The sequence below is a fragment of the Pseudoalteromonas sp. SWYJZ12 genome (genome assembly GCF_015864395.1).
Taxonomy (GTDB): domain Bacteria; phylum Pseudomonadota; class Gammaproteobacteria; order Enterobacterales; family Alteromonadaceae; genus Pseudoalteromonas; species Pseudoalteromonas arctica.
This window is the reverse complement of the sequence record NZ_JADYXH010000006.1, coordinates 38,586-63,888: the sequence shown is the minus strand read 5'-3', so window position 1 is coordinate 63,888 and position 25,303 is coordinate 38,586. Positions and strand designations below refer to the sequence as shown.

Here is a 25,303-nt window from a genome sequence, read left to right as displayed (position 1 = left end):
AGCTAAACAGTAGTAACTAAAATAATTGTACCTATATTAATAACATAGCGCGATTTAACGTTTATTGAACTTCTAATAAATGGACTTAACAGTATACCTACTTTTTCAATTAGACGGTGATGGTTTTATAAATGGCTGATGACATAATGCTCAAACACGAAGACCTCGTGAATGAGTTAAAAACATATTTAGGCAATGCTAAATTTGACCTAATTTTCAAATCAAAAACCGCTGGGTTAACCAAACCTGAGCAATTTTTGATGAAAATGGAAATGTCACGCTTATCTCAGCCAGTGGCACGCTTTGTTGATCTTCGTGGATTAGTGACGGGCCAAGTAAAACCGTATGAGCATAACGGTAAACAGCACTTTATGGATGACACAGCCATTGAAGTGTTTGAAAAAGCACTTAAACAGCATGGTGAATATACCCTAGCCGTTTACGAAGCCGTAATGAATACAGAAAATAACCACCGCGTATTACAAAAACAAGCCGCCGAAAAATCAGAACTACAAGAATCAGAAAGTAACTTAAGCACTGAAGTAATTAAGTTTGCCTCTTACGAGAGCCGCCGTGAAGAACGGATGAATTACTCAATAAAAGTAACTATTGATTACAAAGATAAAAAGAACATTGCTGCTAGCACCTCAGATATATCTTTAAGCGGTTGTAAAGTTAAGCTTGCAACGCGCTACTCTATAAAAAAAGGTGAACTAATAGCAATGCGCTTGGTAGGCCTTGAACAAGACTTTGAACTTGGCCTAAAAAACGGTATTCAATACGAGGTTGTTGCCGTTGAAAATATCTCTCGTGAATACAACCACATTCGCTTAAAACGCACTTATATCGAAAATAACGATGCCTTTAATGACTTTTTAGAAAGCTTTATTCACGGTAATAAACGTCGTTATAAAGTAAATTTAGATAACACGCTCGATGCTGTAGTATCAAAGGGGTATGAGCAATACTACATCCCTCGTGTAACGTCTTTATATGTATTTTTAAGCAAAAAAGATGAACAGTATTACCCAAGCCTTAGCCTTACTACTGAAAATAATATTTTTATCCAGCGCTATTTTACCGATGAAAGAAAAACACCGTGTTTGTACAATATACTCAATCATCAGCGCATTACACAATTACTAACCCAAATTACCGCGGTCAAAGAAGATTACCTCTATACATTTACACATATATCATCGGGTAAAATTTACTATTACTCTGCGACACGAACTGAGCTAAATAATAACCCTAAATTACGTGATCTATTTTTAGGTTTTGGTAGCCAAAAAGAAAGTTGGCAGTGCTTTAAAATACAAATAATGCCAAGTCATCCAGATGATTCTTTTATACCGCTTTCATTACCTAATAGTGCTGGCGCTAATATTGAAAAACTCAACAAGCCGCCTTCCCCTCGAGTTAAAGGCCTTATAAAAGACGTTAAATATATTGTTGTACTTACAAGTATTGGCAATAAAACAGAGCAAGCAGATTATAAACAACTTACTTTTGACAAAGCGTTAGTAAATCAGCTTAAGCATTTTGGCCATGCTAAACATAAAACGCCACCTTATTTAGATATTGTGCCACTTGAATACGTAAATTTACGCTCGCATAAGCGCTACCTTTATAAAACACCGGTTAGCGTCACTATTAATGATGAAGTATTTAACGGTTATACACGTGACTTTTCTGTAATGGGTTTGCAATTAGAGTGCGAGCAACCAGTCACATTTAAAAAAGGTGATATAGTACTTTTAACATTTCCTGAGCTTCAAAAAATAACTAAAAAGCATAAACTTAGCGAACTAAAGTACGAAATAATGGCCATTAGTAAGTCATTCACTACTATTAACCTAAAAGCGAATCGTATTGCTGATTTACCCCATGCTGGCGTAACCTTTTTTACTCAGTTGATAGAAGGTAATAAAGACAAACTTAAAGTATCTGAAGAAGCACCAAAAGTAGAAGGCCTATCTACCGCGCTTAGAAATATGGTTACAAAAAGTGTATGCCAATTTCCGCTGTATTTACACAAAGAAGCAGCACACTTTAAAACAGGTGCAATTGGTTATGGCTTATACGCCAGTCCTATGCATGTTATTTTGCAAAACTTTGGCTTATTAGGTAACAAAACTGACTTTTCGAGTATTCTTACCGAAGAGCAAATTATTAATGTAATAACGCCTAATATTAAAGATCGCAGTCGCCAAGATGCACCGCTTGCTTTTACACTCGCTATTAATTTCGACCCTCGTAAGGGTAAAATTGAAGAAGCTATTGTTAGCCAATGCGCTTTAGGTGAAGACTACTCAGGCTTTTATAAACAAATTAGTAAAGACATTACATCGCAACTTATATTTGTAATGCGTTTGTATATTTCGCGCACAGGTCGCCCCGATACTGACTATCTATCAAACGAGCTTAAATACGTAAGCCAATACGCTATGCATAAAGCAAAAGATTTAGAAGAAGCTTTATGGGCTGTTGCAGGCGTGGGGGACGTAGTAGATATAACTGAAGAAGCTCTAAGCCATTTAGAGCTTAAAAAAGAGCAAGTTGAACAAATGGGCCGCCGTAAACTAATCTGGTTAAACCGCTTACGCTAAGCGGTTTAACTTAAACAACTTTAAAGAGCGGGCTCATTTTCTAACGGAATAGCCAACATATACAGCAATTGCAATAATGACCCTTCACAAATAGCCGCTTGTGCTTGCTCAACTACTTTAGGTTTGCCATGCACTGCTACACCTAGGCCAGCTTTAGCCATCATGATTAAATCGTTTGCGCCATCGCCAATAGCAACTGTTTGCGACTTCTCAAGCCCTAGTTTATGTTGTAACGACTCTAGAATAATTGCTTTTTGTTGTGCATCTACAATTGTACCCAGTACTTTACCGGTTAGTTTATCGTCTTTAAATTCGAGTACATTAGCGTGCACTTCATCTAAATTAATAAGCTCTTGAACGCGCTCTGCAAACGGTACAAAACCACCTGATGCAATTGCTAAATACCAGTCATGCTGTTTTAGAATTTGACACAGCACTTTAATACCCGGCATGAGTGGCAATGCACTTTTTAGCTCTTCAATTAAGCTTTTTTCAACACCAGCCAGTTTAGCTACGCGCTGATTTAAACTCTCGCTAAAATCAAGTTTACCCGCCATTGCAAGTGCGGTTACAGAGGCAACTTCGTCGTAAACATCCGCAAGGCGTGCTATTTCGTCTATGCACTCAATAGTTATTGCAGTTGAATCCATATCCATAACCAATAAACCAGGCTCATATAAATTAGGCGCAGTAGCAACTTGCACTAATTGACAATCTAGAGTGCTTGAAAACTCTTGTAGTACTAACGGGTTTATAGCTTGATCGGAGTTTTGCGCGTAAAAACACAGTGCTGGAGCTAACCCTAAATCTGGTTGATATTGGCATATAGCAGTGACGGTTTGGTTATGCATAGCTAAAAAATCAATAATGCTAACAATGTGTTTTTCTTCAAAATCACCCGCAAATGCGATGCTAAATAACCCTAATGCTTTGTTTGGTATATAATCAAGAGGTGTAAATACACCACCACTATAGCTAAACCATTTATTTAGAGTTAAGTGTTGTAATGGTTGCTCAGCAGCTTGCTGTGCCATGTTGATTTGCGACATGGGATCTCCGTGTTTATTTTTATTTTCCTGATAATTGGCATATCATAACTGGTATTCTCAACACTAAATTCGCCATCAGGTGGGGTTTAAGGTTATAGTTAGTGTAGTTGTAACATCAAATCAAAATGCTGTCAGTAGCATAAACGGTGACTATGAAAAATAACCATATTAAAAACCCTATTACTGCTTCTCAAAGAAAACGACTTGTTCGCTTAATACTAGCGGCTGGTTGTTTTGTATTACTAAGCTGGGTAGGTGTTAATAGTAGTTTTCAGAGTCATCAGTTACTTTATGATAGTGCCGATAGCACGGCAAAAAGCCTCACTCAGTTTATGGCTTTAAATGTTAAAACACCGCTTATTGAAAAAAACAAACCACAGCTCAACGCCATTTGTAACGATATAAGTAAAGATGAATTTGTACTTTCTGCGACTATTTATGATCAACAAGGCATTTTAATTGCTAGCAGTGACAATTGGCAGTCACACCATATTTATGGACAACTCCCTGACTCTACACCGGGTATTAGTAAGCTAAAAACACCTTTTATGGAACCCGTGATAAGCGATGATGACCGCCCTATAGGCTTTGTGTCTGTTACTTATTTAACTCGCGCCGCAATATCAGACAGCCATAATCATTTTCATGACTTAGGTCGACAGGTCCTATTAATGTTAGTGATTGCATGTATTTTTACGTGGCAGTTAGGGCGTGGATTAAAACGTTGGCAGGTAAATCGCTATATGCAAAAAACATCTGAACAAGAATCGTAAAGCTGCTTTGCAAGCGTCCCTCTTTTACTATGTGGCTTTAAATCACATAACGCGTTAAATACATCAGGTATATGTAATGGCGTGTTAACTTCACCTTGATGACCGCTTAACGGCATTGAAGGTGAGTCGGTTTCAAGCACTAAGTGCTCTGGCTCAATAGCAGCAATAACAGCGCGTGTTTTAACTGCGCGATCATAGGTAATAACGCCGCCTATGCCAAGCTTAAAACCCTGCTTAATATAGTACTGCGCTTGTTGAAGTGAGCCCGAAAAGGCATGAATCACTCCCCCGTTTTTTGGCTTACACCGCTTAAACGATTGCGCAATTAAATCATGGCTTTGCCTATGATGCACAATGAGCGGTAAGTTAAGCTCATTAGAAAGCCCTATTTGCTGCTCAAATAAATAAGTTTGTTTAGGAAGGTTTTCAATACTTCGATCAAGCCCGCACTCCCCAATAGCTACCAACTGATGCTTATTTGCAGTCGCGAATTCAAATAACGCTTCTATGTGCGATTCGTTATGTTGCTCTAAAAAGTAAGGATGTAGCCCTGCGGCTATTTTTATACTTGGGTAAGTTGCTTTGAGTTTTATGAGAGTACGCGATTGAGCAAGCGTAATACCCGGCACAACAAACTGATTAACTCCCTTTGCTACACACTCACTTATGAGCGATTCACGATTCGAATCAAACTCGCTAAAGTCGAGGTGGCAATGAGAGTCAATAAATTGCACGGTTACTTACTCATCTATTTATTAAGGATTTAAGCGCGTAACTTGCCAGCTATTATCTGCTTGACGCTGGTACATAAAGCGGTCATGCAAACGATGCGCCCCACCTTGCCAAAACTCAATTTTAGTGGGTACTACACAATATCCGCCCCAAAAATCAGGGAGTGGAATTTCACCTTTAGCAAACTTACTTTTCATGCTGGCGAAGGTTTCCATGAGTACTTTACGTGATGACACCGGACGGCTTTGCGCTGACGCCCACGCCGCTAATTGGCTTTCTTTAGGACGAGATAAAAAGTACTTTGCCACGGCAGATGTAGGTAATGGTTTAGCCTCGCCATATACAATAACTTGGCGTTCCATGTGGTGCCACGGAAAGTGCAGCGATATTTTGTTATTACCTTTAAGCTCTTGCGCTTTACGCGAACCTGTATTGGTAAAAAATACAAAACCGTTATCATCCAGATGCTTTAAAAGCACAATGCGCTGTGAAGGTTGACCGGTTTCATCAACGGTTGCTACGACCATTGCTGTTGGATCGGGTAGTTTGCTTGCTACCGCATGCTCAAGCCACGTTTCAAACTGCTTAAACGGATCATCTTGCAAGTTATCTTCGCTTAACGCGTCTTGCAGGTATTCACGGCGGATATCTTCGAGTTTCATAACAAGTCCTTTAAATAAAGCCTTAGAAAAGAGCTTAGAGTAGCGAGCTTAAAACAATGGGTGTTGAGTAGTAACAAATATTAAGATTCAGGTGTATGCGATAACAATAACACCGAGTCTCAGGCATATCGTTGGGTTTCGTTTCACTCAACCCAACCTACAACGTAAACTACGCAACTCAGATATCTGCAAGTGTAGAAGTGCTGACAAGACGGAGTGCTTTTTTATGCCAAGGAGCATACATTTAGTATGTGACTTAGGCTAAAAAAGCACGACAACGCAGTCAAAGCGAACTACACGCAGCAGACGGTTCACCTAAGTAGTTTAGCCTAAGACAAGGCGTCCAACCTGACTTATCCCTATGAGCATACGGTTTGTATGTGATTAGGGTAAGTCGGATTGGATAACGCAGTATTAGGTTAAAATACGACGGTGATTACATTTGCTCCATAACTTCAATGCCTAGCAAATCTAATCCCGTTTCAAGAGTTTTAGAAACCAAATTACACAGCACTAAACGGCTATCGCGCACGCTTGGCTCTACGCCCTCTTTAAGTACTGGGCAGGCTTCGTAAAATGTCATGTATAAGCTTGCTAACTCATATAAGTAACCACATAGTACGTGCGGTGTTGCTTCGCTGATCATTAAATCAAGTACTTCTTCAAGCTGTAGTAGCTTAAGTGCAAGTGCTTTTTCTTGAGGCTCAACAATTGCAACGTCTGAATTTAACGTAGCAGCATCAACGCCTGATTTGCGGAAAATACTGCGTATACGCGTATAAGCATATTGTAAATAAGGAGCGGTTGCGCCTTCAAAGCTTAGCATGCTGTCCCAGTTAAAAATGTAATCGCTGGTACGGTGCTTAGAAAGGTCGGCGTATTTAACTGCGCCAATACCTACTTTACGTGCAATCTCGTTGCGATCGCTATCACTTAAATCCGATTCACGTTCAGCTAGTTTTGCAGCTGCACGGTTAATTGATTCTTCCAATAAGTCAGCAAGTTTTACTGTGCCGCCAGTACGTGTTTTAAATGGTTTGTTATCGGCGCCCATCATGGTGCCAAACGGGCAAAACTCGTAACTTGTTTCGTCTCGTAGTAAACCTGCTTTACGCGCTGTTAGCTCTACTTGATTAAAGTGTAGGTTTTGACGTGCATCTACAAAAATTAAGATACGATCAGCACCTAATTTATTTGAACGATAATCACATGCCGCTAAATCGGTTGTTGCATATAAAAAACCACCGCCAGATTTTTGTACGATAAACGCAGATGGTTCACCATCTTTGTTGGCAAGTTCATCTAAAAACACAACTTGCGCGCCTTGCGACTCTACGGCAATATTTTTATCTTTAAGTAGGCTAATAATATCGTTAAGTTCTGCGTTGTATGCGCTTTCAGCCATAATATCGGCTTGAGTAAGTGTTACATTTAAACGCTTGTATACTTCTTCAGAGTGCTTAACTGAGGTAGCTATAAACAGTTTCCAAAGTTTTTCACAGTGCGCATCGCCGCCTTGTAGTTTAACAACGTAATTACGTGCTTTATCAGCAAAGCCTTCTTCGTCGTCAAAGCGTTTTTTAGCATCGCGGTAAAAGGTTTCTAAATCAGCAAGCGCTACAGAATCTAAATCAACACCTTGGCTAATTTGATCTTCCAAATGCGCGATTAACATACCAAATTGCGTGCCCCAATCACCCATGTGATTTTGACGTACAACCGTGTCGCCTCTAAATTCAAGCGCACGCACAATTGAGTCACCAATAATGGTTGAACGTAAATGGCCTACGTGCATTTCTTTAGCAAGGTTTGGTGATGAATAGTCAACAACCACTTTTTGCGGGTTAGCATGCTCGTTTACAGCAAGCTTTGCATCACTGTTAGCTGCTTTAACGCTTTGCGCTAAAAACTCAGGTTTTAAATGAATATTAATAAAACCTGGGCCAGCAATTTCAGTCTTTTGAGCAATATCGCTTACATCAAGGTTATCTATAATTTTTTGCGCAAGCTCACGTGGGTTGCTTTTCATTTTTTTAGCCGCGCCCATTGCTGCATTAATTTGGTAATCACCAAATTGTGGACGTGTGCTTTGTGTTACTGCTGGGTTTGTATCTTCAGGTAAGCCTGCGCCCGCCATTGCGGCAATGGCTTTTTCGATTAAAATAGTACGAATATTCATATTTTTTACCTTTGTAAGCCCGCCAAAGCAGGCTTTCAGTTAACTGTAGTCAGTCGATTCTAGTTTTCGCGAGTGTGGTTAAATGTCACTTCTGGGTAACGCTCTACCGATAAATTAAGATTTACACGGCTCGGCGCTATGTAAGTTAAGTTATCGCCACCATCGAGTGCTAAATTACTTTCGCACTTGCGTTTAAATTCTTCAAACTTTTTAACATCGCTGCTTTCTACCCAGCGTGCTGTATTTACGTTTATACCTTCGTAAATAGCATCTACGTTATATTCAGCTTTTAAACGTGCTACAACCACATCAAACTGAAGTACACCTACTGCGCCCACAATTAAATCGTTGTTTATAAGCGGTCTAAATACCTGCACAGCACCCTCTTCAGAAAGCTGTACTAAGCCTTTTAATAATTGCTTTTGCTTAAGCGGATCGCGAAGACGAATACGGCGGAATAATTCAGGCGCAAAGTTAGGGATACCGCTAAATTTAAGTTTTTCGCCTTGGGTAAATGTATCACCAATTTGAATTGTACCGTGGTTATGCAAACCAATAATATCGCCAGCGTAAGCATCTTCTGCTCGCTCACGATCGCCCGCCATAAAGGTTACCGCATCAGAAATGCTCACTTGCTTGCCAATTCGCACGTGATTCATTTTCATGCCTTGGCTGTACTTACCCGACACAATACGCATAAATGCAATACGGTCTCGGTGTTTTGGATCCATGTTTGCCTGAATTTTAAATACAAAGCCGGTAAAGTTTTCTTCAGTTGCAACAACAAGTCTGTCTTCAGTTTCACGTGGTAATGGCGTTGGTGCCCATTTAGTTAAACCATCTAAAACATGGTCAACACCAAAGTTACCCAGTGCAGTACCATAATAAACAGGCGAAAGCTTACCGGCTAAAAACAGCTCTAAATCAAATTCGTTTGATGCGCCAATAACAAGCTCAAGCTCATCGCGTAATTGCGCAGCTAAATCTTCACCAATGGCAATATCAAGTTCTGGGTTATCAAGCCCTTTAATGGTACGAACTTCTTGAATTTTATGACCTTGACCTGTTTTGTATAAAACAGCTTCGTCATTATGAATGTGGTAAACACCTTTAAACTCTTTACCACAGCCAATTGGCCAAGTGATGGGCGCACAGGCAATATTTAGCTCTGTTTCAACTTCGTCAAGCACTTCCATTGGGTCGCGTATTTCACGGTCACACTTATTCATAAACGTAACAATTGGCGTTGTACGCAGGCGTGTAACTTCCATGAGCTTACGGGTACGATCTTCTACACCCTTTGCCGCATCAATAACCATTAAGCACGAATCTACCGCTGTTAGCGTGCGGTAAGTATCTTCCGAGAAATCTTCATGTCCTGGAGTATCAAGTAAATTAACAAGTGCGTTGTTATATGGAAACTGCATTACAGAGGTAGTAACAGATATACCACGCTCTTTTTCCATTTCCATCCAGTCAGACTTTGCATGCTGGTTAGAGCCACGGCCTTTTACAGTGCCGGCTCGTTGAATAGCTTGTCCGAATAACAATACTTTTTCGGTAATGGTTGTTTTACCAGCATCTGGGTGAGAGATGATAGCAAAGGTTCGTCGTTTATTAATTTCGCTAAGGAGATTTTGATCTGCCATTAAAAAAGTTCTTTTAGTTTGTATACGGATATTATCCACTTTAAGTATGCTGAGCTTTCAAGGCTTAAATAATACCAATTGCATTAAATTAGCGTTCTATTATAGCGATAATAAAATAGCGCAATAACAAGGCGAAATTATCACATAGAGTTATTCTCTATGAATAATTTTTAACGTAGTTAGTGAGTTATTTAATACGCTAGAACGATCTTGGTTTAATAAAATTGGTATAGAGCAACCTCGAAAGCTCAACACACCATCAGAAAAGCCCTAAATTGGCCCTTCACATGCGATCCGTTATGTTAATCGTAATTGGAAACTATTTTCGCTGATCTTGGCCTTATAAACAATCAATGGTTGGTTATTAGCTGATCTTTTTTATTAATATGGATTTTGGGAAGCCTAACTGCAAATGAGGTATAAAAAAATCAGTAATAAGCCAAATAAATAGAATCAGCACACAATACACCAAGCCTCTGCACACCATTAGAATTTTTAAGCCTTGCTTGAGAATATAACCTAGTGGCCCGGCTAACAGCCCTGCGTTAACCCACTGGTATTTATAACTAAGAGTAAATTAGAAAATTCAATTTTAAGTGATAGCATTTATCTTTAAAAAAATGACTTTAAAAGATGTAAATTTATGTAAACTTTTTTGAACAATAAAATAACGGTTATAAGCATGTAACTTATTAAATTAAAATAACTTAATAAAATAAAAAAACACCAATACAGAGCTAAATACCATGCAACTACTGATTGTAATTTAGCCACCAAGACCGCCACAAGCTTGTGTAATAAAGTCGTAACGCATATTATTGATAGATTGCATGGAGGATAAGTCGTTTGGTCATGAAAACCAGTAAGTTAAGTATTAGATTATTATGGTATATAACACCCCTTGTTATTCTACCGCTGCTATTTTTAGGTGGCTTTACGCTCACCAATGTAACTAATTCAACACAAAAACAAGCTGATTTAATAATGAGCCGTTTTGTTGAGCAACAACAGCAAAAAATATTTAATTATATCGACTCTTTTCACTCTACTGCAAAACTACTTTCAACCTCGCCAGTACTTAGTGATTTTTTAGCAAACGACATTCGTGCCAACGGTAATTACACCCGAAAACTTGGCGCGCTTATGGATGTATTTGCCAGTTACAGTGAGGCTTATCCCGATATAATTAGCATTAATTTAGTTTCAGCCAGTGGGAAAAGCGATGCCTACTACTCTAACAACCTAACAACAGCGCCTAAAAGCTACCCGTTTTTTAATCAAGTATTGCAAAGTAATTTAAGTAAACAGCAATTTATGATTCAAAAGGATGATGGCACCACTAGTTTGTATTTTATTCAACGAATTTATAGTGTTGATTACTATTTAAAACGACCACAGCAGCTTGGTTTTATTGTAATACATATAGAACCTTCAATACTAAACTCTAGTATTTTAGAAGCGCCATATAACAACACGCTTAATTTAATGTTGACTAAAGACGGGAAAATTTTATTTAGCTCCGATTATAATATGCGTGGCCAATACATAAGCGAGTACGAACTTAATCAAGTGCACGACCTCGCTGATATCGGCATGCTTTCAACTATTGAACTCTCAAGCATAGACAAAATAGAGCGAATGATTTTTGCAGTGCAAATGCCCGGCGGATATTATTACGTATCGACCATTCCCAAAGGGGTGCTTTATCAATCAGGTAAAGCCATAAGTTTAATAACAGGCTTAATTGTTATTATTTCGGTGATCACCCTGCCAATATTAATTTTTGTAGTGGTCCGCAATTTATTACTTAACCCAATTGAGTTACTCGGGGCTGCGAGTCATCGTGTTGGTGATGGCGATTTGTCGGTGCACTTACCAGCTCATACAAATGATGAAGTAGGTGTTTTATTTAACGACTTTAACCACATGGTTAATCAAATAAGGCACTACCAACAACAGCTTGAAGAATACAAACACCACCTTGAAGATAAAGTGGAAAGTCGTACCCAAGCACTTGAAGCTATGAACAGCCAACTTGAGTTAGCTATTGGCCAAGCTGAGCAAGCTAATCAACTTAAGAGTCGTTTTTTAGCCAACATGAGTCACGAAATACGCACGCCGCTCACGGCCATTATGGGCTTTACAGAGCAGTTACTACATAACGATAAAGTAGCGAATGACAAACAACACCTAAGCACTATTTTACGTAATTCCAAACACTTACTAGAGTTAATAAATAACATACTCGATTTATCTAAAATTGAAGCTGAAAAGCTGGCTGTTGATTTGTCAGCGTTAAACGTAGTGCAGCTTGTGCACGACATTGAATCAATTATTCAACCACTGGCACAAGAAAAACAATTAACCCTTAATATCGACTATCAACTGCCGCTACCCCGCACCATTTATAGTGATGTGACCCGCTTAAAACAAATACTTATAAACATTGCTAATAACGCTGTTAAATTTACCGAAAATGGCAGCGTGTCTATTTGTGTGCATTATTTACAAGCAAGTCAAAAGCTAGAGTTTGTAATTAAAGATACTGGTATTGGTATGTCTGAGCATCAAATAGAACGTGTATTTAAGCCGTTTGAACAAGCCGATGCCACAACTACACGTCGTTTTGGTGGTACAGGTCTTGGGTTGTGTATTTCTAAAAACTTAGCACTGTTACTTGGTGGCGATGTAAACCTTGAAAGTGAAGTGGGTGTAGGTAGCCGAGTTACAATTAGGGTGGCATGTCAGCTATCTGATGATCAACCCATGCTTGAATTTTTAACGCAAGACAGCCAGTTAATACCAGAGAAAGACCCTCTCTTATCGTTTGCAACCAATAGCTTCGACGCCAATATATTAGTGGCTGAGGATAACCCAGATAACCAACTATTAATTAAATTATTACTGCAAACCTGGGGCCTTGAACCCGATATTGCCAGTAATGGCGCACAAGCTGTAGAAATGGCGCTCGTAAACGACTACCAACTTATTATTATGGATATGCAAATGCCTGTAATGGGCGGATTAGAAGCGACTAAAATGCTTCGTCATGCAGCGTATGATGGCCCTATCATTGCCCTTACTGCCAATGTAATGAACCATGATATAGGCACTTATCTAGAAGCTGGTTGCGACAAAGCACTGGCTAAACCTATTGATAAAGATGCTCTGGAAAACGTACTCGTAAGCTACCTGCATCTTGAAAAAGATAATCAAAATAAATGGGATAGCCTATTAAAGAGCGAAAAGTTTCAGCAAATTGCCGATAATTACTTAGCTAACTTACCTACATATTTAGAAGAAGTTAAAGCTTTGCAGCATTGTGATGATTGGGAAGCATTAAGAGGTATAGCGCACAGTGTTAAAGGCAGTTCTGGATGCTTTAACTTTGATGAAATTTACCATAGCGCTGCGGCACTTGAAGAGAACTTAAAAAGTAACAATAAAGTACCAAGAGACGAGCTGGTAAATGATTTAATAGCAGCCATTGAGCAAGCAATTAGCGACAAAGTAACCTAAAAAGCAAACTTACAAAACGGTACAAATGCAGTACTTTAGCGGCTCTATATTTTAAATGCTAATTACCGACTTTAATTATGAAAAGTTTAAACCTAGCGCCATACCCATTAAAATAGCGTCTTCAAAGCCATTTTTAGCAGGGTTATCACTTGGGTAGTAGTTTTTACGCACTGACATCTCAGCAAAGCCTGCGCGCTCGTACAGCGCAATAGCACGCGTATTTGATTCGCGAACTTCTAAAAAGAGGTTTTCAGCATTTTGCTGCTCACCATATTCAATAAATTGCGCTAACAACTGCCTTGCAATACCCTTACCCTGGTGACTTGGTGTGACACAAATATCCATAAGTGTAAAATCAGGCCCTGCTTTTTCACCAATATAAAAACCAATCATGCTTGCCTCATCAAATGCGGCAACATTAAAATAGCGCCCGCCTATACATGAACCCATTGTATTTAAAGTCCACGGATGGCTATGACACGCTGTTTCGATGGCCATTAATTGAGGTATTGCAGTTTCATCTACTGATTTAAAGTTTATCAAGGTGTTCACTCATTAAAGCCCATAAAGCACGCTTCTCAGAGCCGTTGAGCTGTGGGGTTGGCAATGTAAGCTTATTGTCGTTTAATTGCATCTCACTGCCCTGCACAACGCTATTTATAATAATAGGCTCTGCACTGAGTTTAATGTCTGCAAGTAGTTGCTCATTTAGCGTTAAAGAACTAGCTATCGTGCTTTGCGATAAAGTATTAGCTTGATCATTTGTTTGAGGACAATAATGTTGATTGAGTTCAAGATTTTCTATATCAAAAATAGCTGCGTAACGTGGATGCATAACAACTCAGTAGATTAGACATTTGAACAATATAAGAAGTAATAAAAACGATGTAAAGAAGAAATGGCAGGGGCGGAGAGATTCGAACTCCCAACCATCGGTTTTGGAGACCGCTGTTCTACCAATTGGAACTACGCCCCTGCAATGACGACGAATTATAGAGAAGTTTCGCCAAAGGTAAAGAGAAAAATCACTCTTTTAGTTTAACTGCTTTTTAAATAAACAAAACGGCGAATTAGCATGCTAATTCGCCGTTTTTTAATCACTTAAAATTAGTTAATTAAAACTAAAATTAATTATTCCCATTCGATAGTTGCAGGTGGTTTACCTGAAATATCGTAAACAACACGAGAAATACCATCTATTTCATTAATGATACGGTTTGATACCACACCTAAAAACTCATAAGGTAAATGTGACCAGCGCGCTGTCATAAAGTCGATTGTTTCCACACAACGAAGTGATACAACCCAATCGTACTTACGTGCATCACCCATAACCCCTACCGATTTAACAGGTAAGAATACAGTAAACGCTTGGCTTACTTTATGGTAAAGCTCAGCTTTGTGAAGCTCTTCGATGAAAATCGCATCAGCGCGGCGTAATAAATCACAGTATTCTTTTTTGATTTCGCCAAGTACACGCACACCTAAACCTGGTCCAGGGAAAGGATGACGGTAAAGCATATCGTACGGTAAACCTAGCTCTAGGCCAATTTTACGTACTTCATCTTTGAATAATTCACGTAATGGCTCAACAAGGCCCATTTTCATGTCATCTGGTAATCCGCCCACATTGTGGTGAGATTTAATAACATGCGCTTTACCAGTTGCAGATGCCGCTGATTCAATTACATCAGGGTAAATTGTACCTTGTGCTAACCATTTTGCATTTTTAAGCTTTTTGGCTTGCTCATCAAATACATTAATAAACGTATGACCAATGGCTTTACGTTTATCTTCTGGGTCTGACTTACCCGCTAGATCATTTAAAAACTGCTCTTCAGCTTCAACTTTAACAATATTTAAGCCAAATTTATTACCAAACATGTCCATTACTTGTTGGCCTTCGTTTAAACGAAGTAAACCATTATCAACAAATACACATGTTAGTCTTTCGCCAATTGCACGGTGAATAAGCATAGCCACAACCGATGAATCAACACCACCAGAGAGGCCTAAAATAACTTCGTCATCGCCAACTGTTTCTTTAATACGCTCGATAGCATCATCGATAATTTTTGCAGCAGTCCACAATTTTTCACAGCCACAAATATCAATAGCAAAACGCTCTAATAAGCGCTGACCTTGATGCGTGTGCGTTACTTCTGGGTGAAACTGTACGCCATAAAAACGTTTTTCTTCGTTAGACATTGCAGCATGTGGACAAGTAGATGTTTTAGCTGTTGTTGCAAAACCAGCTGGAATATCCATTACTTTGTCGCCATGACTCATCCATACGTCGAGTATGCCGTTGCCGCCATCGGTAATGCTGTCTTCAATTGCATCAAATAATGCACAGTTGCCTACTTTTTCTACTTGTGCGTAACCAAACTCTTTTTTATCAGAGCTGTGTACACTTCCGCCAAGTTGAGCTGCCATTGTTTGCATACCGTAGCAAATACCTAGCACAGGCACGCCTGCATTAAATACATACTCAGGAGCGCGCGGGCTGTTTTCAAGTGTTGTTGATTCTGGACCACCAGAAAGAATAATACCTTGTGGGTTGAACTCGCGGATTTGTTCTTCAGTCACATCCCATGCCCAAAGTTCACAGTAAACACCAATTTCACGCACACGACGGGCGATTAATTGAGTGTATTGTGAACCAAAGTCTAAAATGAGAATTCGTGAATCGTGAATATCTTTGCTCATGGAGTATCTCGTAAAGTCTGATGCTAAATGCCGCTTTGAATACCAATTTTATTAAACATTACTAATTCTTGCAGGCTAAATAACTCTCTAACCACGTTAAAAACTTCTTATTTAGAAGAAACTAAAAATCGAAATTTTTGCCTCGTTATTGAGCCATTTATCTGTCGCAATAATTGACCACTTTATTAATGCAATTGGTATTTATATAAACGACTAAAAAGAGGGCTTGCAAAGCAAGCCCAGTATATTAAATTAATTACGCTGCTTAACCTAAGCGGTAATTTGGTGCTTCTTTAGTGATTTGCACATCATGAACGTGCGACTCACCCATACCTGCTGAAGTAACACGTACAAATTGTGGTTTTGTATTTAGCTCTTCAATTGTTGCGCAACCCGTTAAGCCCATAGCGCTTCGTAGGCCGCCCACTTGCTGATGAATAATCGTTGCAATAGGACCTTTGTAAGCTACGCGACCTTCAATACCTTCAGGTACTAACTTGTCTGCTTCGTTTGATTTTTGGAAGTAACGATCTGATGAACCTTCTTTTTGATCCATCGCGCCCAATGAGCCCATACCACGGTAAGATTTGTAATAACGGCCTTGGTACAATTCGACTTCACCTGGTGCTTCTTCAGTACCAGCAAGAAGAGAACCCACCATTACACACGATGCACCAGCAACAAGTGCTTTAACAATATCACCAGAAAAACGAATGCCACCATCAGCAATAACAGGAATGTCGCGACCTTTTAAGCCTTCAACAGCATCTGAAATTGCGGTAATTTGTGGAACGCCACAACCGGTAACAATACGTGTAGTACAAATAGAACCTGGGCCTATACCTACTTTTACTGCATCGGCACCGGCATCAGCAAGTGCAATCGCACCTTCAGCTGTTGCAATGTTACCTGCAATAATTTGTAAGTCTGGGTACTCTTTGCGAGTTTTAGTAACACGGTCAATAACGCCTTGAGAGTGACCATGCGATGTATCGATGAGTAAAACATCAATACCCGCTTCTACTAATGCAGCAATACGTTCATCAGTACCTGCACCAACACTTACAGCAGCACCTACACGTAAACGACCTTGGTCGTCTTTACATGCGTCAGGTTTGTCTTGGGCTTTTTGGTAATCTTTTACTGTGATCATGCCTTTAAGTTTAAATTCATCATCAACAACAAGGATTTTTTCAATGCGGTGTTCGTGCATTAAGCCTAAAATTTCTTCGCGTGCTGCGCCTTCTTTAACGGTAACAAGCTTTTCTTTTTTAGTCATAACGGTAGAAACAGGCTGTTCAAGCTTAGTTTCAAAACGCATATCACGACTAGTAACAATGCCTACAAGCACATTATTGCTATCGGTAACCGGAAAGCCTGAAAAACCTTTTTCGTGCGAAAGCTCAATTGCATCTGCAATTGTTAAATCGGCAGTAACCGTTACAGGGTATGAAACAATACCTGCTTCGTAGGTTTTAACTTTACGTACGTTTTTCGCTTGTTCTTCAATAGTCATGTTTTTATGAATAAAACCAAGACCACCTTCTTGCGCAAGGGCAATAGCTAAACGAGCTTCTGTAACAGTATCCATAGATGCTGAAATAAGCGGCAAGTTAAGTTTGATACCACGCGTTAAGCGAGTTGAAATATTTGCCGTGTGTGGCAAAACAGTAGAATGACCAGGTACTAAAAGTACGTCATCAAAGGTAAGAGCTTCTTTAGCGATTCTAAGCATTTTGGCAACTTCTCACATGTGGATCTAAGATAAGGAATTGCGGCCAAATTTTAACAGCGTTGTTGGCATGAGTAAATAATATTTCGCAAATATTTATGATAAAGTAGTGCAATAAATAGTTTTAGGTTGTTTTTTATGTTTTCGAAGCCTTCGCAGGCGGTTTACACCGTTTCACGCCTTAATAGAGAAATTCGCACAATCCTTGAGCAAGGTTTTGCATCTTTAGTGCTCACGGGCGAAATTTCTAACTTTATTACCCCTGCATCTGGACATTGGTACTTTTCGTTAAAAGACGATAAAGCACAAATTAAAGCCGCAATGTGGCGAGGCAATAATCGCAACCAAAGCTACCGCCCTGTAAATGGCGCACAAGTTACAGTAAAAGCGCGTGTATCGCTTTATGAACCTCGCGGTGACTACCAGCTTATTGTTGAGCATATGGAACCCGCAGGCGAAGGTCAGCTAAAACAAGAATTTGATGCGCTTAAAATGCGTTTAGCCGCCGAAGGATTATTTAGCTCTGCTCACAAACAGCCATTACCCCAAAATATTAATCGCATTGGTGTTATTACCTCAGCAACCGGCGCTGCTATAAAAGATATTTTAACGGTACTCAAACGCCGTGCACCGCAGCTAGAAGTCATCATTTACCCTGCTATGGTACAAGGCAAAGAAGCGCACGTGCATTTAATTAACCAAATTGAATTAGCTAATGCTCGTGATGAAGTAGACGTACTTATTTTAGGGCGAGGCGGCGGATCACTTGAAGATTTATGGTGTTTTAATCACGAACAGCTCGCCCGCGCTATTTTCAAAAGTGAATTACCCATAGTAAGTGCGGTAGGCCACGAAATAGATACCACTATTAGCGATTACGTTGCTGATGTTCGTGCAGCGACTCCATCAGCCGCAGCTGAGCTTGTAAGCCCAAATACGCAAGAGTTACACAACAAAGTAACGCAATTAGTTAATCGTTTATCTAACGCGTTTAAGCACGGCATTGCCGACAAGCGCGCACTAGCAACGCAGTTACAACACCGCCTTAATTTATGTCATCCGCGTAATCAGCTTAATCAAAAATCACAACGTTTGGATGAGCTAAGCATTGCGCTGCAACAGGCGATGCGTAATCGTTTATACCAGCAAGAACGCACACTCAATAACTTAACGCCGCGTTTAATGCACCAATCACCCGATAAAAAACTCGCTACAGCAAGCCATCAACTTTCGCAATTACAAGCTAGGCTAAACCAAGCTATACAGCATCAGTTACAGCAAGCGAATAATAGCTTAGCACTGCAAGCAAGCAGGTTAGATTCAGTAAGTCCGCTTAATGTTTTAGCGCGCGGTTATAGCATCACTAAAACACAGCAAGGGAAAGTAGTTAAATCTGTGGGGCAAATTAAAACAGGCGATGTTTTGATTACAGAGCTCGTTGATGGCTCTATAGAATCACAGGTTATACCTGTTACATAAAGTTGGTATTACTTAAAACTCTGTACTTAGCAACAATTTAAGCTCGCTATCGCTTGATGTGGAGGTAGTGCTTTTAAATTGTTGCCAAAACTCTTGCTTCATCAACTTGTCGTTTAGTTCTCGCCATTGAGAATTATCAAATGTGTCGTTATCAGCGGGTGCGGCTAGTTCAAATTCACATATCGTCGTTTTACATTTTGCACTAACAACATCGGGTATAATCGCTAAATCAGCTGTTAATAAAAAATCTTGTAATGCCATTTCAGTACGATAAGCCCATTCTTCGTCACGCGTTTGCTTTTCAAATTTATCACGTAAGATCTTCTCAAAATCTGAAGGACCTCTCATTTGCTTTAAAATGCTTTTAACTGTCGCTTTCTGCTCAGCGAGTTGCTGCTTAAGCTGAGTTACTTGCTCTTCTAAAGGTAGTTCATCAAGCATTTGGGTTTCTGAATAGGTTGGAGGCGTATCTTCAGCGGGCTCTATACTAGCGACTTGCTCAGGTACTGCAGAGTCTGCATTACTTAATACCTCATTACTTTGTTGTTCAGTATGAAGCTTTTGCTGTTTTTCATAACTTGGCTGCGACTTAACAGATTCAGGATGACTTGAAGCTGCATTAAAGTAGCCCCAAGTTAAACCTACACCCGCAATAAACCCAATCCCTAGAGCCAATAAACTATTCTTGTTCATGTTAATTCCTTTTAAGTTTTATGATTTTTAATTACTTATAGCATTGCACTCGTGTGCGATTCGTTTTCAGGCTCAGGATTTGCTAAAAAGTTTTGGTTCATACTTTGTGCCGGACACTCACAATCCGGTCGACCAATAATTTTAGCGGGTACGCCAACAGCGGTTGTGTGTGGTGGAACATTGCTAAGTACAACTGAGCCCGCACCAATTCGTGCGCCCTCACCTACTTCAATATTACCAAGTACTTTAGCGCCGGCGCCAATTAACACGCCCGCTCTAATTTTAGGATGACGATCGCCCTGCTCATTGCCTGTACCGCCAAGCGTTACAGATTGAAGTATTGATACGTTATCTTCAATTACCGCTGTTTCACCAATAACAATACCGGTTGCGTGGTCAAACATAATGCCTTTACCTACTTTACATGCTGGGTGAATATCAACCCCAAACACTTCAGAGTTACGGCTTTGAATAAAGCGCGCTAACTCTTTGCGGTTTTGTTGCCACAAGCAATTAGCCAAACGGTGTGCCTGAATAGCATGAAAACCTTTTAGATTTAATATAACCGTAAGATAGGTTTCTGATGCAGGGTCGCGGTCTTTTACCGCTTTAATATCCTCGGCAACAAAAGATAGCATACGGTCACATTTTACAAATGCTTGGTCAAACAGCTCTCGGATAGTGAATGCCGATACCACCGCATCAGCCAACTTATTAGCAACAATAAAGCTCAATGCCGAACCTAAACAATCATGATTCAAAATGCATGAATAAACATGACTTGCTAATAATGGTTCACGTGTTACTACATCGTTAGCTTCGTCGCGAAGCTGTTGCCAAATTGCATGACGCATAATACTGCACTGCCTTAAGTTGATATAAAATAGCCTTTTCCCAAGTCTAACGGATTTAACCACTAAGGTGTTAATCCCTTAGTTATTTGTTCTGGTTATTAGATATAACTAGGGCGTGTTGATCTTTGGTGATTGGATTTGCAGCAGTATATTTGGTTTTTAGGCAAGGCAGAGCCTATGTAGCGTGGTTACTCCCCATAAATAGGCGATAACGCAGCATAAAGACCAAACATGCGCTGCCCTTTGGGTTCTTTCTAGGGACGATTAACTCTTTGTTGCTCGATTTTTACTTATTCTTACATGGATGTAAGCCAGTAGAATAACGCAGGAGCAGTTATCGAGCCCACTAGGTTACAAACCTCGCGCCGCGATTAAATCGACCCTAGATTGAACAAATTTCAATCCACAGAGTTCAACACGCCCTAGCACCCAGAAATGATATTTCAAATACGTACCCATTTTTTAGATTAAGTTATACGACAGTAGCTAAAATGACCAATACAGACTTAAAATATAATAAATTAATAAAAATCAAAAGCTAACAACATATGACAGCTCACCTGTCATATGCCAAAATACATACTGGCGTACAGCTGACGGCGTAAATAACAAAAACAAACGCTAAATTAGCATCATCAACTCAACAAGGATAACGATGATGAAAAACGATATATTAAATACAAGAAAATTAGGTTACAAATTTTACTTTCAAGATGGCGACAATCAAATAGCCTGTTTTGGCAGCTACTTTACAGGCAAAGAAGAAATCTACGTAAACGACGATTTAGTTAGTAGTAAGCGTAGCGTTGGTAGAAAAAGCACGCATACATTTGAGTTTAAAAAACATAACTACCAAGTTAAGTATCACATGCTAAATATTATCACTGGCAAACTAGAATGTACTTTTTTTAAAAATAATGAGCAAATAAAACAACAAGAACAAACTTTACTTCCTTTTATTAAGGATCCGAAAAGAGCCGTCCTATTTTTTTCTGCCTGTGTACTAGCCGGATACTTGGGTGGGTATTCAACCTTTGCGCTAATTGACTTAGTGGTAGGTAAATAAACGCATGCAACTTAATCCTAAAACAATAAAAGAACTTAGGCAGCAATTTAATTGGACGCAACAGCAACTTGCCGATGCCTGCGATGTAAGCTTGCGTACCGTTCAGCGTGTAGAGAAAGAAGGTGCGGCATCAAAAGAAACCACAATGGCTTTATGCGCAGTATTTGAAGTGCGCCAAGGCGAGCTTATAAAACTAGACGACTTAGAAGTAGATGAAACAGTTAAAGTCCAATCAACGCAAAAGTTTATTGTAGCTATTGCTATAAGCTCTTTAATTAGCTTTACACTCGGTGTTGGCTGTATGCTATTAATAACAAGCTTATGATATTAGTAACGAGCTTATTTTATTAGTAACGAGCTTATTTTATTAGTAACAAGCCTTTGCTTTGGCTTAAAGTATTAATATAAAAATGCCCCAGAGCTTTAAAGCACTGGGGCATTTTTTATACGTTTCAAGATAGTTTAAAAACCACTTAAATTATTGAAATACTTTATCGACTTTCATCACTTCAATATTTTTTGCAGGAATTGCTAATTTATAATCGGCAATCACTTTATCCTCAGCAACCAACTCAGCAGGTTTATTAGTGTTGTAAACCATTGGTGAGGTTTGCTGCGATGCTAAACGTTTTTGCATATCAGCGCCGTCTGCGGTTATAAACACATATTGAACATTGTCTGTTTGTAAGTTTTCTTTAATAACGCGATTTACATCAGCAACGCTTAACGTTTTAAGTTTGTTAGTTACGTAACTTACAAAGCTATCTGTGTTGTAAAATTCGCTATCAAGTGCGTAACCTAATTGGCGGTTTTGACTTGCAACCATTTGCGGCACAAAGTTAATTAAAAAGTTACGCGTAGCTTCAAAGTCGTCTTCGCTCATACCATTTTTAATTAGCTTATCTAGCTCAAACAAGGCGGTACGTGTGGCAAAGTGCGCATCGTTATTAGAGCGAAGTGGGCGTAACCACACTTGAAATATTTGCTCAGAGCGCCCTAGATTTGCATCAGGCTTGGTTTGAAACATACCACGTGGAAAGTATTCAATGTATGCATAATCGCCATAGTTCATACCGCGAGTTTCACGAATGCGCTCATATAAAAAGCTGTTAGAACTACGGTGCTCACCGAAGTACGAACGCACAAGCCAAAGGGCTGTCCAGTCTTCGCTACTTCTTATTGTATCAATAGGAAAACCAAACGATACCGCAGTCGATTGCGCTGACTTTTCTACAATCGTTGCATGATGACCTTTAAGCACTGGTGCATCAGGAATACTTAAACGGCTTTGATCACCTTTTGGTAGCGTTGCAAAATCGCTCATTATTTTAGCTTTAAGTTTTGCAGGAACAGCCCCAATTAAGCCAACCGTGAGTTTAGATTGCGTAAGCTCGCTGTTATAAAACGCTTTAACATCATCTAGCGTCAACGCTTCTAAATCCGAAATATCACCGTAGTTGTAACTTTCGTAAGGGTGATTTTTGTAAAGTGCACTGTATAGCACTTCTTTGCCTAGCTCTTCATCGTTAGATGCTTTTAAGCCTGATTTAATACCGTCGATCATTTCTTTTTTAAGGCGCTTAAAGTCGTCGTCTCTAAAACCTGGGTTTAGTAATTGATCGCTCACAAGTGTATACCACTGCGCCGCATTATCTTTATGGATACGCCCTTGAAACGACAGCATTTCTTTATCTATTTGATAGCCAAAGCTACCCGCAAGCGGATAAAGTGCTTTTTGAATATCTTTATAGCTTGTCGCCTCTGAGCCACCTTGTGCAAGCATAGCCGCAGTTAACGCAGCAACACCTTTTTTGCCTTGTGGGTCGGCAGCCGCACCGGTATTGAATAAAAAGTTAACATCAATTAATGGCGAGCTATTGGTTTTATCAAGTACTTTAAATACAGGTGCCGTAGGTGCTTGTTCAAGCTTTGCAGTAAGCGCATTTAAATCAACTTCTTGCTCAAAACCTGGAGCTTTATCAAGTGCCGACATTGTTAATGTGGTACGTGTGTTATCAGTAAAGTATTTATTAGCAACGGCTTTAATATCTGCGCTGGTAATGTTATCTGCCGATTTATACAGCTGGTTTATAACCTCAGGATCGCGCTCAAAATGCATGTAGCTGGCAAGGGTTGATGCAATCGCTTGCGACGAGTCTAAGCCATTTATAAAGCTGTATTTAAGGTTCGATTTTAAATCACTCAGCTTTTGCTCATCAACAAGCTCAGTGCGTGCTTTTGCATAAGTTCGGTTAATTGCATCGCGTGCAGTGGCTAAATCATCTGCGTTTTCTACTTTAACAAATACGTGTAATAAACCCGGATCTTTGGTCTCTGGGTTATAGGTAAACATTTGGCTGGCAATTTGTTTGTCGACCACTAGCTCTTGATATAAATCTGAATTACTTGAAAAATAAAGCTGTGAGATTAAATCAAGCGCCGCTCTGTCTTTTTTAGCAGGCTCCCACGCAGCGCCTTTGTAGGATACAAGTAACCAATGCCCTGGTAGCGCTTCATCTTGCTGGTGCAAATATTTTGGTGTTTGTTGAACAGGCTCTGCTTTAATGTCAGCAACATAGTTACCCTTTTTCCAGCTGCCCCAATGCTTTTTAACCATTGCCATTGTTGCTTGTGGGTCTACATCGCCCACAATAACAAGTGACACATACTCAGGCTTATAAAATTTAGCAAAAAACTCTTTACCGTACGCCATTTGATCTGGCATGGCTTCTATGTCTTTAAAAAAGCCCATAGTGGTGTGTTTATACGTGTGCTTATCAAACGCTTCTTCGCGTACAGCGCTTAATAATTTACGAATTGGACTCGCGTTGTTTTTTAAGTACTCACCTTTTACCGTTTGTGCTTCTGTTCTAAATTGCTCTTCGGTGTAAGTTAAGTTTTGAAAAATATCAGCTTCAAGCTCAAGTACTTTATCAAGATGCTGCTTTGAAAAGTTTAAATGGTAGTTTGTAAAATCGTTTGTTGTATAGGCGCGGTTATCAACACCTGAATTTTTTAATATGTCTGAATACACATCTTCAGGGTATTTTTGTGAGCCTTTAAACATCATGTGTTCAAAAAAGTGAGCAAAGCCTGTTTTGCCCTCTTCAACTTCGTTACGCGACCCAACCGATACCGGAATTTGCAGCGACACCACATCAGGGTAATCGGTTTTAACAACCATGACACGCAAGCCATTTTCTAGCTCTTCAATTAAATAATCTTGCGAAAAAACACGATCATCAGCTTTATTTACTTGTTCTTGTTGTGCTGTTGTTTGCGTGCTTTGGTTTTGTTGCATGGCGCAACCTGTTAACGCCAGCGATACCGCTAAGCTGGTTGCTAATAATTTAAATTTCATTGTTGTCCCTTTTTAAATTGAGCAAATTTGTTGTCAGATTTAATACTAACTCACTCTCGATTATGCCCCAAAGCCAATAAATATAAGAGCCCAAAGGGAATTTATTATGTAAACAACTGTGTCAATTATAAATTATAGGAACAAGCACTATGAATAAACATCATGTTAGTTGAAAAACTTTCATTAAATAAATCTATCTAGACGTCTAAATGGCTGCTATATTAAATCCATCAAAAC

The 25,303-nt window shown here is 39.5% G+C and carries 18 protein-coding genes and 1 tRNA gene; 6 read left to right on the top strand and 13 right to left on the bottom strand.

Going from position 1 to position 25,303, the window contains the following annotated elements; translation table 11 throughout:
* The first annotated feature begins 131 nt into the window (after positions 1-131).
* Positions 132-2,609 carry a PilZ domain-containing protein gene (locus I6F42_RS09490; protein ID WP_197151954.1) on the top strand — a complete coding sequence of 826 codons (2,478 nt, stop codon included), beginning with the start codon at positions 132-134 and terminating at the stop codon, positions 2,607-2,609.
* Positions 2,610-2,629: 20 nt separating this feature from the next.
* Here I6F42_RS09490 and serB read toward each other — a convergent pair whose 3' ends face one another.
* Positions 2,630-3,658 (bottom strand): phosphoserine phosphatase SerB, encoded by a 1,029-nt coding sequence (serB, locus tag I6F42_RS09485; RefSeq protein ID WP_197151952.1) that lies wholly within the window; start codon positions 3,656-3,658, stop codon positions 2,630-2,632.
* Between the two features lie 152 nt (positions 3,659-3,810).
* Between serB and I6F42_RS09480 the strand changes: the two genes are divergently transcribed.
* Positions 3,811-4,431 carry an AhpA/YtjB family protein gene (locus tag I6F42_RS09480; RefSeq protein WP_007581635.1) on the top strand — a complete coding sequence of 207 codons (621 nt, stop codon included), beginning with the start codon at positions 3,811-3,813 and terminating at the stop codon, positions 4,429-4,431.
* Here the strand turns inward: I6F42_RS09480 and I6F42_RS09475 are convergent.
* From I6F42_RS09475 to prfC, 4 genes are all read right to left on the bottom strand, one after another.
* Positions 4,398-5,165 (bottom strand): TatD family hydrolase, encoded by a 768-nt coding sequence (locus I6F42_RS09475; protein ID WP_197151951.1) that lies wholly within the window; start codon positions 5,163-5,165, stop codon positions 4,398-4,400. The genes I6F42_RS09480 and I6F42_RS09475 overlap by 34 nt on opposite strands.
* Positions 5,166-5,186: 21 nt before the next feature.
* A complete protein-coding gene (pdxH, locus tag I6F42_RS09470; protein WP_197151949.1) occupies positions 5,187-5,825 on the bottom strand; it encodes a pyridoxamine 5'-phosphate oxidase in 639 nt (212 codons plus the stop codon).
* A gap of 436 nt (positions 5,826-6,261) precedes the next feature.
* A complete protein-coding gene (gene argS / locus I6F42_RS09465; RefSeq protein WP_197151947.1) occupies positions 6,262-8,004 on the bottom strand; it encodes an arginine--tRNA ligase in 1,743 nt (580 codons plus the stop codon).
* A gap of 59 nt (positions 8,005-8,063) precedes the next feature.
* A complete protein-coding gene (gene prfC, locus I6F42_RS09460; protein ID WP_165721062.1) occupies positions 8,064-9,653 on the bottom strand; it encodes a peptide chain release factor 3 in 1,590 nt (529 codons plus the stop codon).
* A gap of 852 nt (positions 9,654-10,505) precedes the next feature.
* Here prfC and I6F42_RS09455 point away from each other — a divergent pair.
* Positions 10,506-13,172 carry an ATP-binding protein gene (locus I6F42_RS09455; protein WP_007581624.1) on the top strand — a complete coding sequence of 889 codons (2,667 nt, stop codon included), beginning with the start codon at positions 10,506-10,508 and terminating at the stop codon, positions 13,170-13,172.
* 75 nt (positions 13,173-13,247) lie between these two features.
* Here the strand turns inward: I6F42_RS09455 and rimI are convergent, their stop codons facing one another.
* The 5 genes from rimI to guaB all read right to left on the bottom strand — a co-directional run bounded on the left by rimI (position 13,248) and on the right by guaB (position 17,616).
* Positions 13,248-13,715 carry a ribosomal protein S18-alanine N-acetyltransferase gene (rimI, locus tag I6F42_RS09450; protein WP_007581622.1) on the bottom strand — a complete coding sequence of 156 codons (468 nt, stop codon included), beginning with the start codon at positions 13,713-13,715 and terminating at the stop codon, positions 13,248-13,250.
* Complete coding sequence (locus I6F42_RS09445) at positions 13,702-14,007, bottom strand: hypothetical protein (RefSeq protein ID WP_197151945.1); 306 nt, start codon at positions 14,005-14,007, stop codon at positions 13,702-13,704. Before I6F42_RS09445 ends, rimI begins: the two co-directional genes overlap by 14 nt.
* Before the next feature lie 64 nt (positions 14,008-14,071).
* Positions 14,072-14,148, bottom strand: a tRNA-Trp gene (locus I6F42_RS09440).
* Between the two features lie 155 nt (positions 14,149-14,303).
* Positions 14,304-15,881 carry a glutamine-hydrolyzing GMP synthase gene (guaA, locus tag I6F42_RS09435; protein WP_008170177.1) on the bottom strand — a complete coding sequence of 526 codons (1,578 nt, stop codon included), beginning with the start codon at positions 15,879-15,881 and terminating at the stop codon, positions 14,304-14,306.
* Between the two features lie 265 nt (positions 15,882-16,146).
* The gene (gene guaB, locus I6F42_RS09430; protein ID WP_002958783.1) at positions 16,147-17,616 is read right to left on the bottom strand and encodes an IMP dehydrogenase; all 1,470 of its coding nucleotides are present in this window, start codon (positions 17,614-17,616) and stop codon (positions 16,147-16,149) included.
* A 135-nt stretch (positions 17,617-17,751) separates the two neighbouring features.
* Between guaB and xseA the strand changes: the two genes are divergently transcribed.
* Complete coding sequence (gene xseA / locus I6F42_RS09425) at positions 17,752-19,092, top strand: exodeoxyribonuclease VII large subunit (RefSeq protein ID WP_197151941.1); 1,341 nt, start codon at positions 17,752-17,754, stop codon at positions 19,090-19,092.
* A 12-nt stretch (positions 19,093-19,104) separates the two neighbouring features.
* On the opposite strand, the gene I6F42_RS09420 is transcribed toward xseA, so the two are convergent.
* Positions 19,105-19,785, bottom strand: a complete 681-nt coding sequence (locus I6F42_RS09420; RefSeq protein WP_007581614.1) for a hypothetical protein — start codon at positions 19,783-19,785, stop codon at positions 19,105-19,107.
* A gap of 35 nt (positions 19,786-19,820) precedes the next feature.
* Positions 19,821-20,639: a serine O-acetyltransferase gene (cysE, locus tag I6F42_RS09415; protein ID WP_007581613.1), complete on the bottom strand. Its 819-nt coding sequence runs from the start codon at positions 20,637-20,639 to the stop codon at positions 19,821-19,823.
* Between the two features lie 658 nt (positions 20,640-21,297).
* Between cysE and I6F42_RS09410 the strand changes: the two genes are divergently transcribed.
* Positions 21,298-21,705 carry a hypothetical protein gene (locus I6F42_RS09410; protein ID WP_197152052.1) on the top strand — a complete coding sequence of 136 codons (408 nt, stop codon included), beginning with the start codon at positions 21,298-21,300 and terminating at the stop codon, positions 21,703-21,705.
* A gap of 4 nt (positions 21,706-21,709) precedes the next feature.
* Positions 21,710-22,030, top strand: a complete 321-nt coding sequence (locus I6F42_RS09405; protein WP_121954705.1) for a helix-turn-helix transcriptional regulator — start codon at positions 21,710-21,712, stop codon at positions 22,028-22,030.
* Positions 22,031-22,183: 153 nt separating this feature from the next.
* Here the strand turns inward: I6F42_RS09405 and I6F42_RS09400 are convergent, their stop codons facing one another.
* Positions 22,184-25,066: a pitrilysin family protein gene (locus I6F42_RS09400; RefSeq protein WP_197151939.1), complete on the bottom strand. Its 2,883-nt coding sequence runs from the start codon at positions 25,064-25,066 to the stop codon at positions 22,184-22,186.
* Positions 25,067-25,303 lie beyond the last annotated feature (237 nt).

Bases quoted from the DNA above. Each gene is read 5' to 3' on its own strand.
- I6F42_RS09490 (WP_197151954.1), top strand. From the start codon at position 132: ATGGCTGATGACATAATGCTCAAACACGAAGACCTCGTGAATGAGTTA.
- serB (WP_197151952.1), bottom strand. From the start codon at position 3,658: ATGTCGCAAATCAACATGGCACAGCAAGCTGCTGAGCAACCATTACAA.
- I6F42_RS09480 (WP_007581635.1), top strand. From the start codon at position 3,811: ATGAAAAATAACCATATTAAAAACCCTATTACTGCTTCTCAAAGAAAA.
- pdxH (WP_197151949.1), bottom strand. From the start codon at position 5,825: ATGAAACTCGAAGATATCCGCCGTGAATACCTGCAAGACGCGTTAAGC.
- argS (WP_197151947.1), bottom strand. From the start codon at position 8,004: ATGAATATTCGTACTATTTTAATCGAAAAAGCCATTGCCGCAATGGCG.
- prfC (WP_165721062.1), bottom strand. From the start codon at position 9,653: ATGGCAGATCAAAATCTCCTTAGCGAAATTAATAAACGACGAACCTTT.
- I6F42_RS09455 (WP_007581624.1), top strand. From the start codon at position 10,506: ATGAAAACCAGTAAGTTAAGTATTAGATTATTATGGTATATAACACCC.
- I6F42_RS09445 (WP_197151945.1), bottom strand. From the start codon at position 14,007: ATGCATCCACGTTACGCAGCTATTTTTGATATAGAAAATCTTGAACTC.
- guaA (WP_008170177.1), bottom strand. From the start codon at position 15,881: ATGAGCAAAGATATTCACGATTCACGAATTCTCATTTTAGACTTTGGT.
- guaB (WP_002958783.1), bottom strand. From the start codon at position 17,616: ATGCTTAGAATCGCTAAAGAAGCTCTTACCTTTGATGACGTACTTTTA.
- xseA (WP_197151941.1), top strand. From the start codon at position 17,752: ATGTTTTCGAAGCCTTCGCAGGCGGTTTACACCGTTTCACGCCTTAAT.
- I6F42_RS09420 (WP_007581614.1), bottom strand. From the start codon at position 19,785: ATGAACAAGAATAGTTTATTGGCTCTAGGGATTGGGTTTATTGCGGGT.
- cysE (WP_007581613.1), bottom strand. From the start codon at position 20,639: ATGCGTCATGCAATTTGGCAACAGCTTCGCGACGAAGCTAACGATGTA.
- I6F42_RS09410 (WP_197152052.1), top strand. From the start codon at position 21,298: ATGAAAAACGATATATTAAATACAAGAAAATTAGGTTACAAATTTTAC.
- I6F42_RS09405 (WP_121954705.1), top strand. From the start codon at position 21,710: ATGCAACTTAATCCTAAAACAATAAAAGAACTTAGGCAGCAATTTAAT.
- I6F42_RS09400 (WP_197151939.1), bottom strand. From the start codon at position 25,066: ATGAAATTTAAATTATTAGCAACCAGCTTAGCGGTATCGCTGGCGTTA.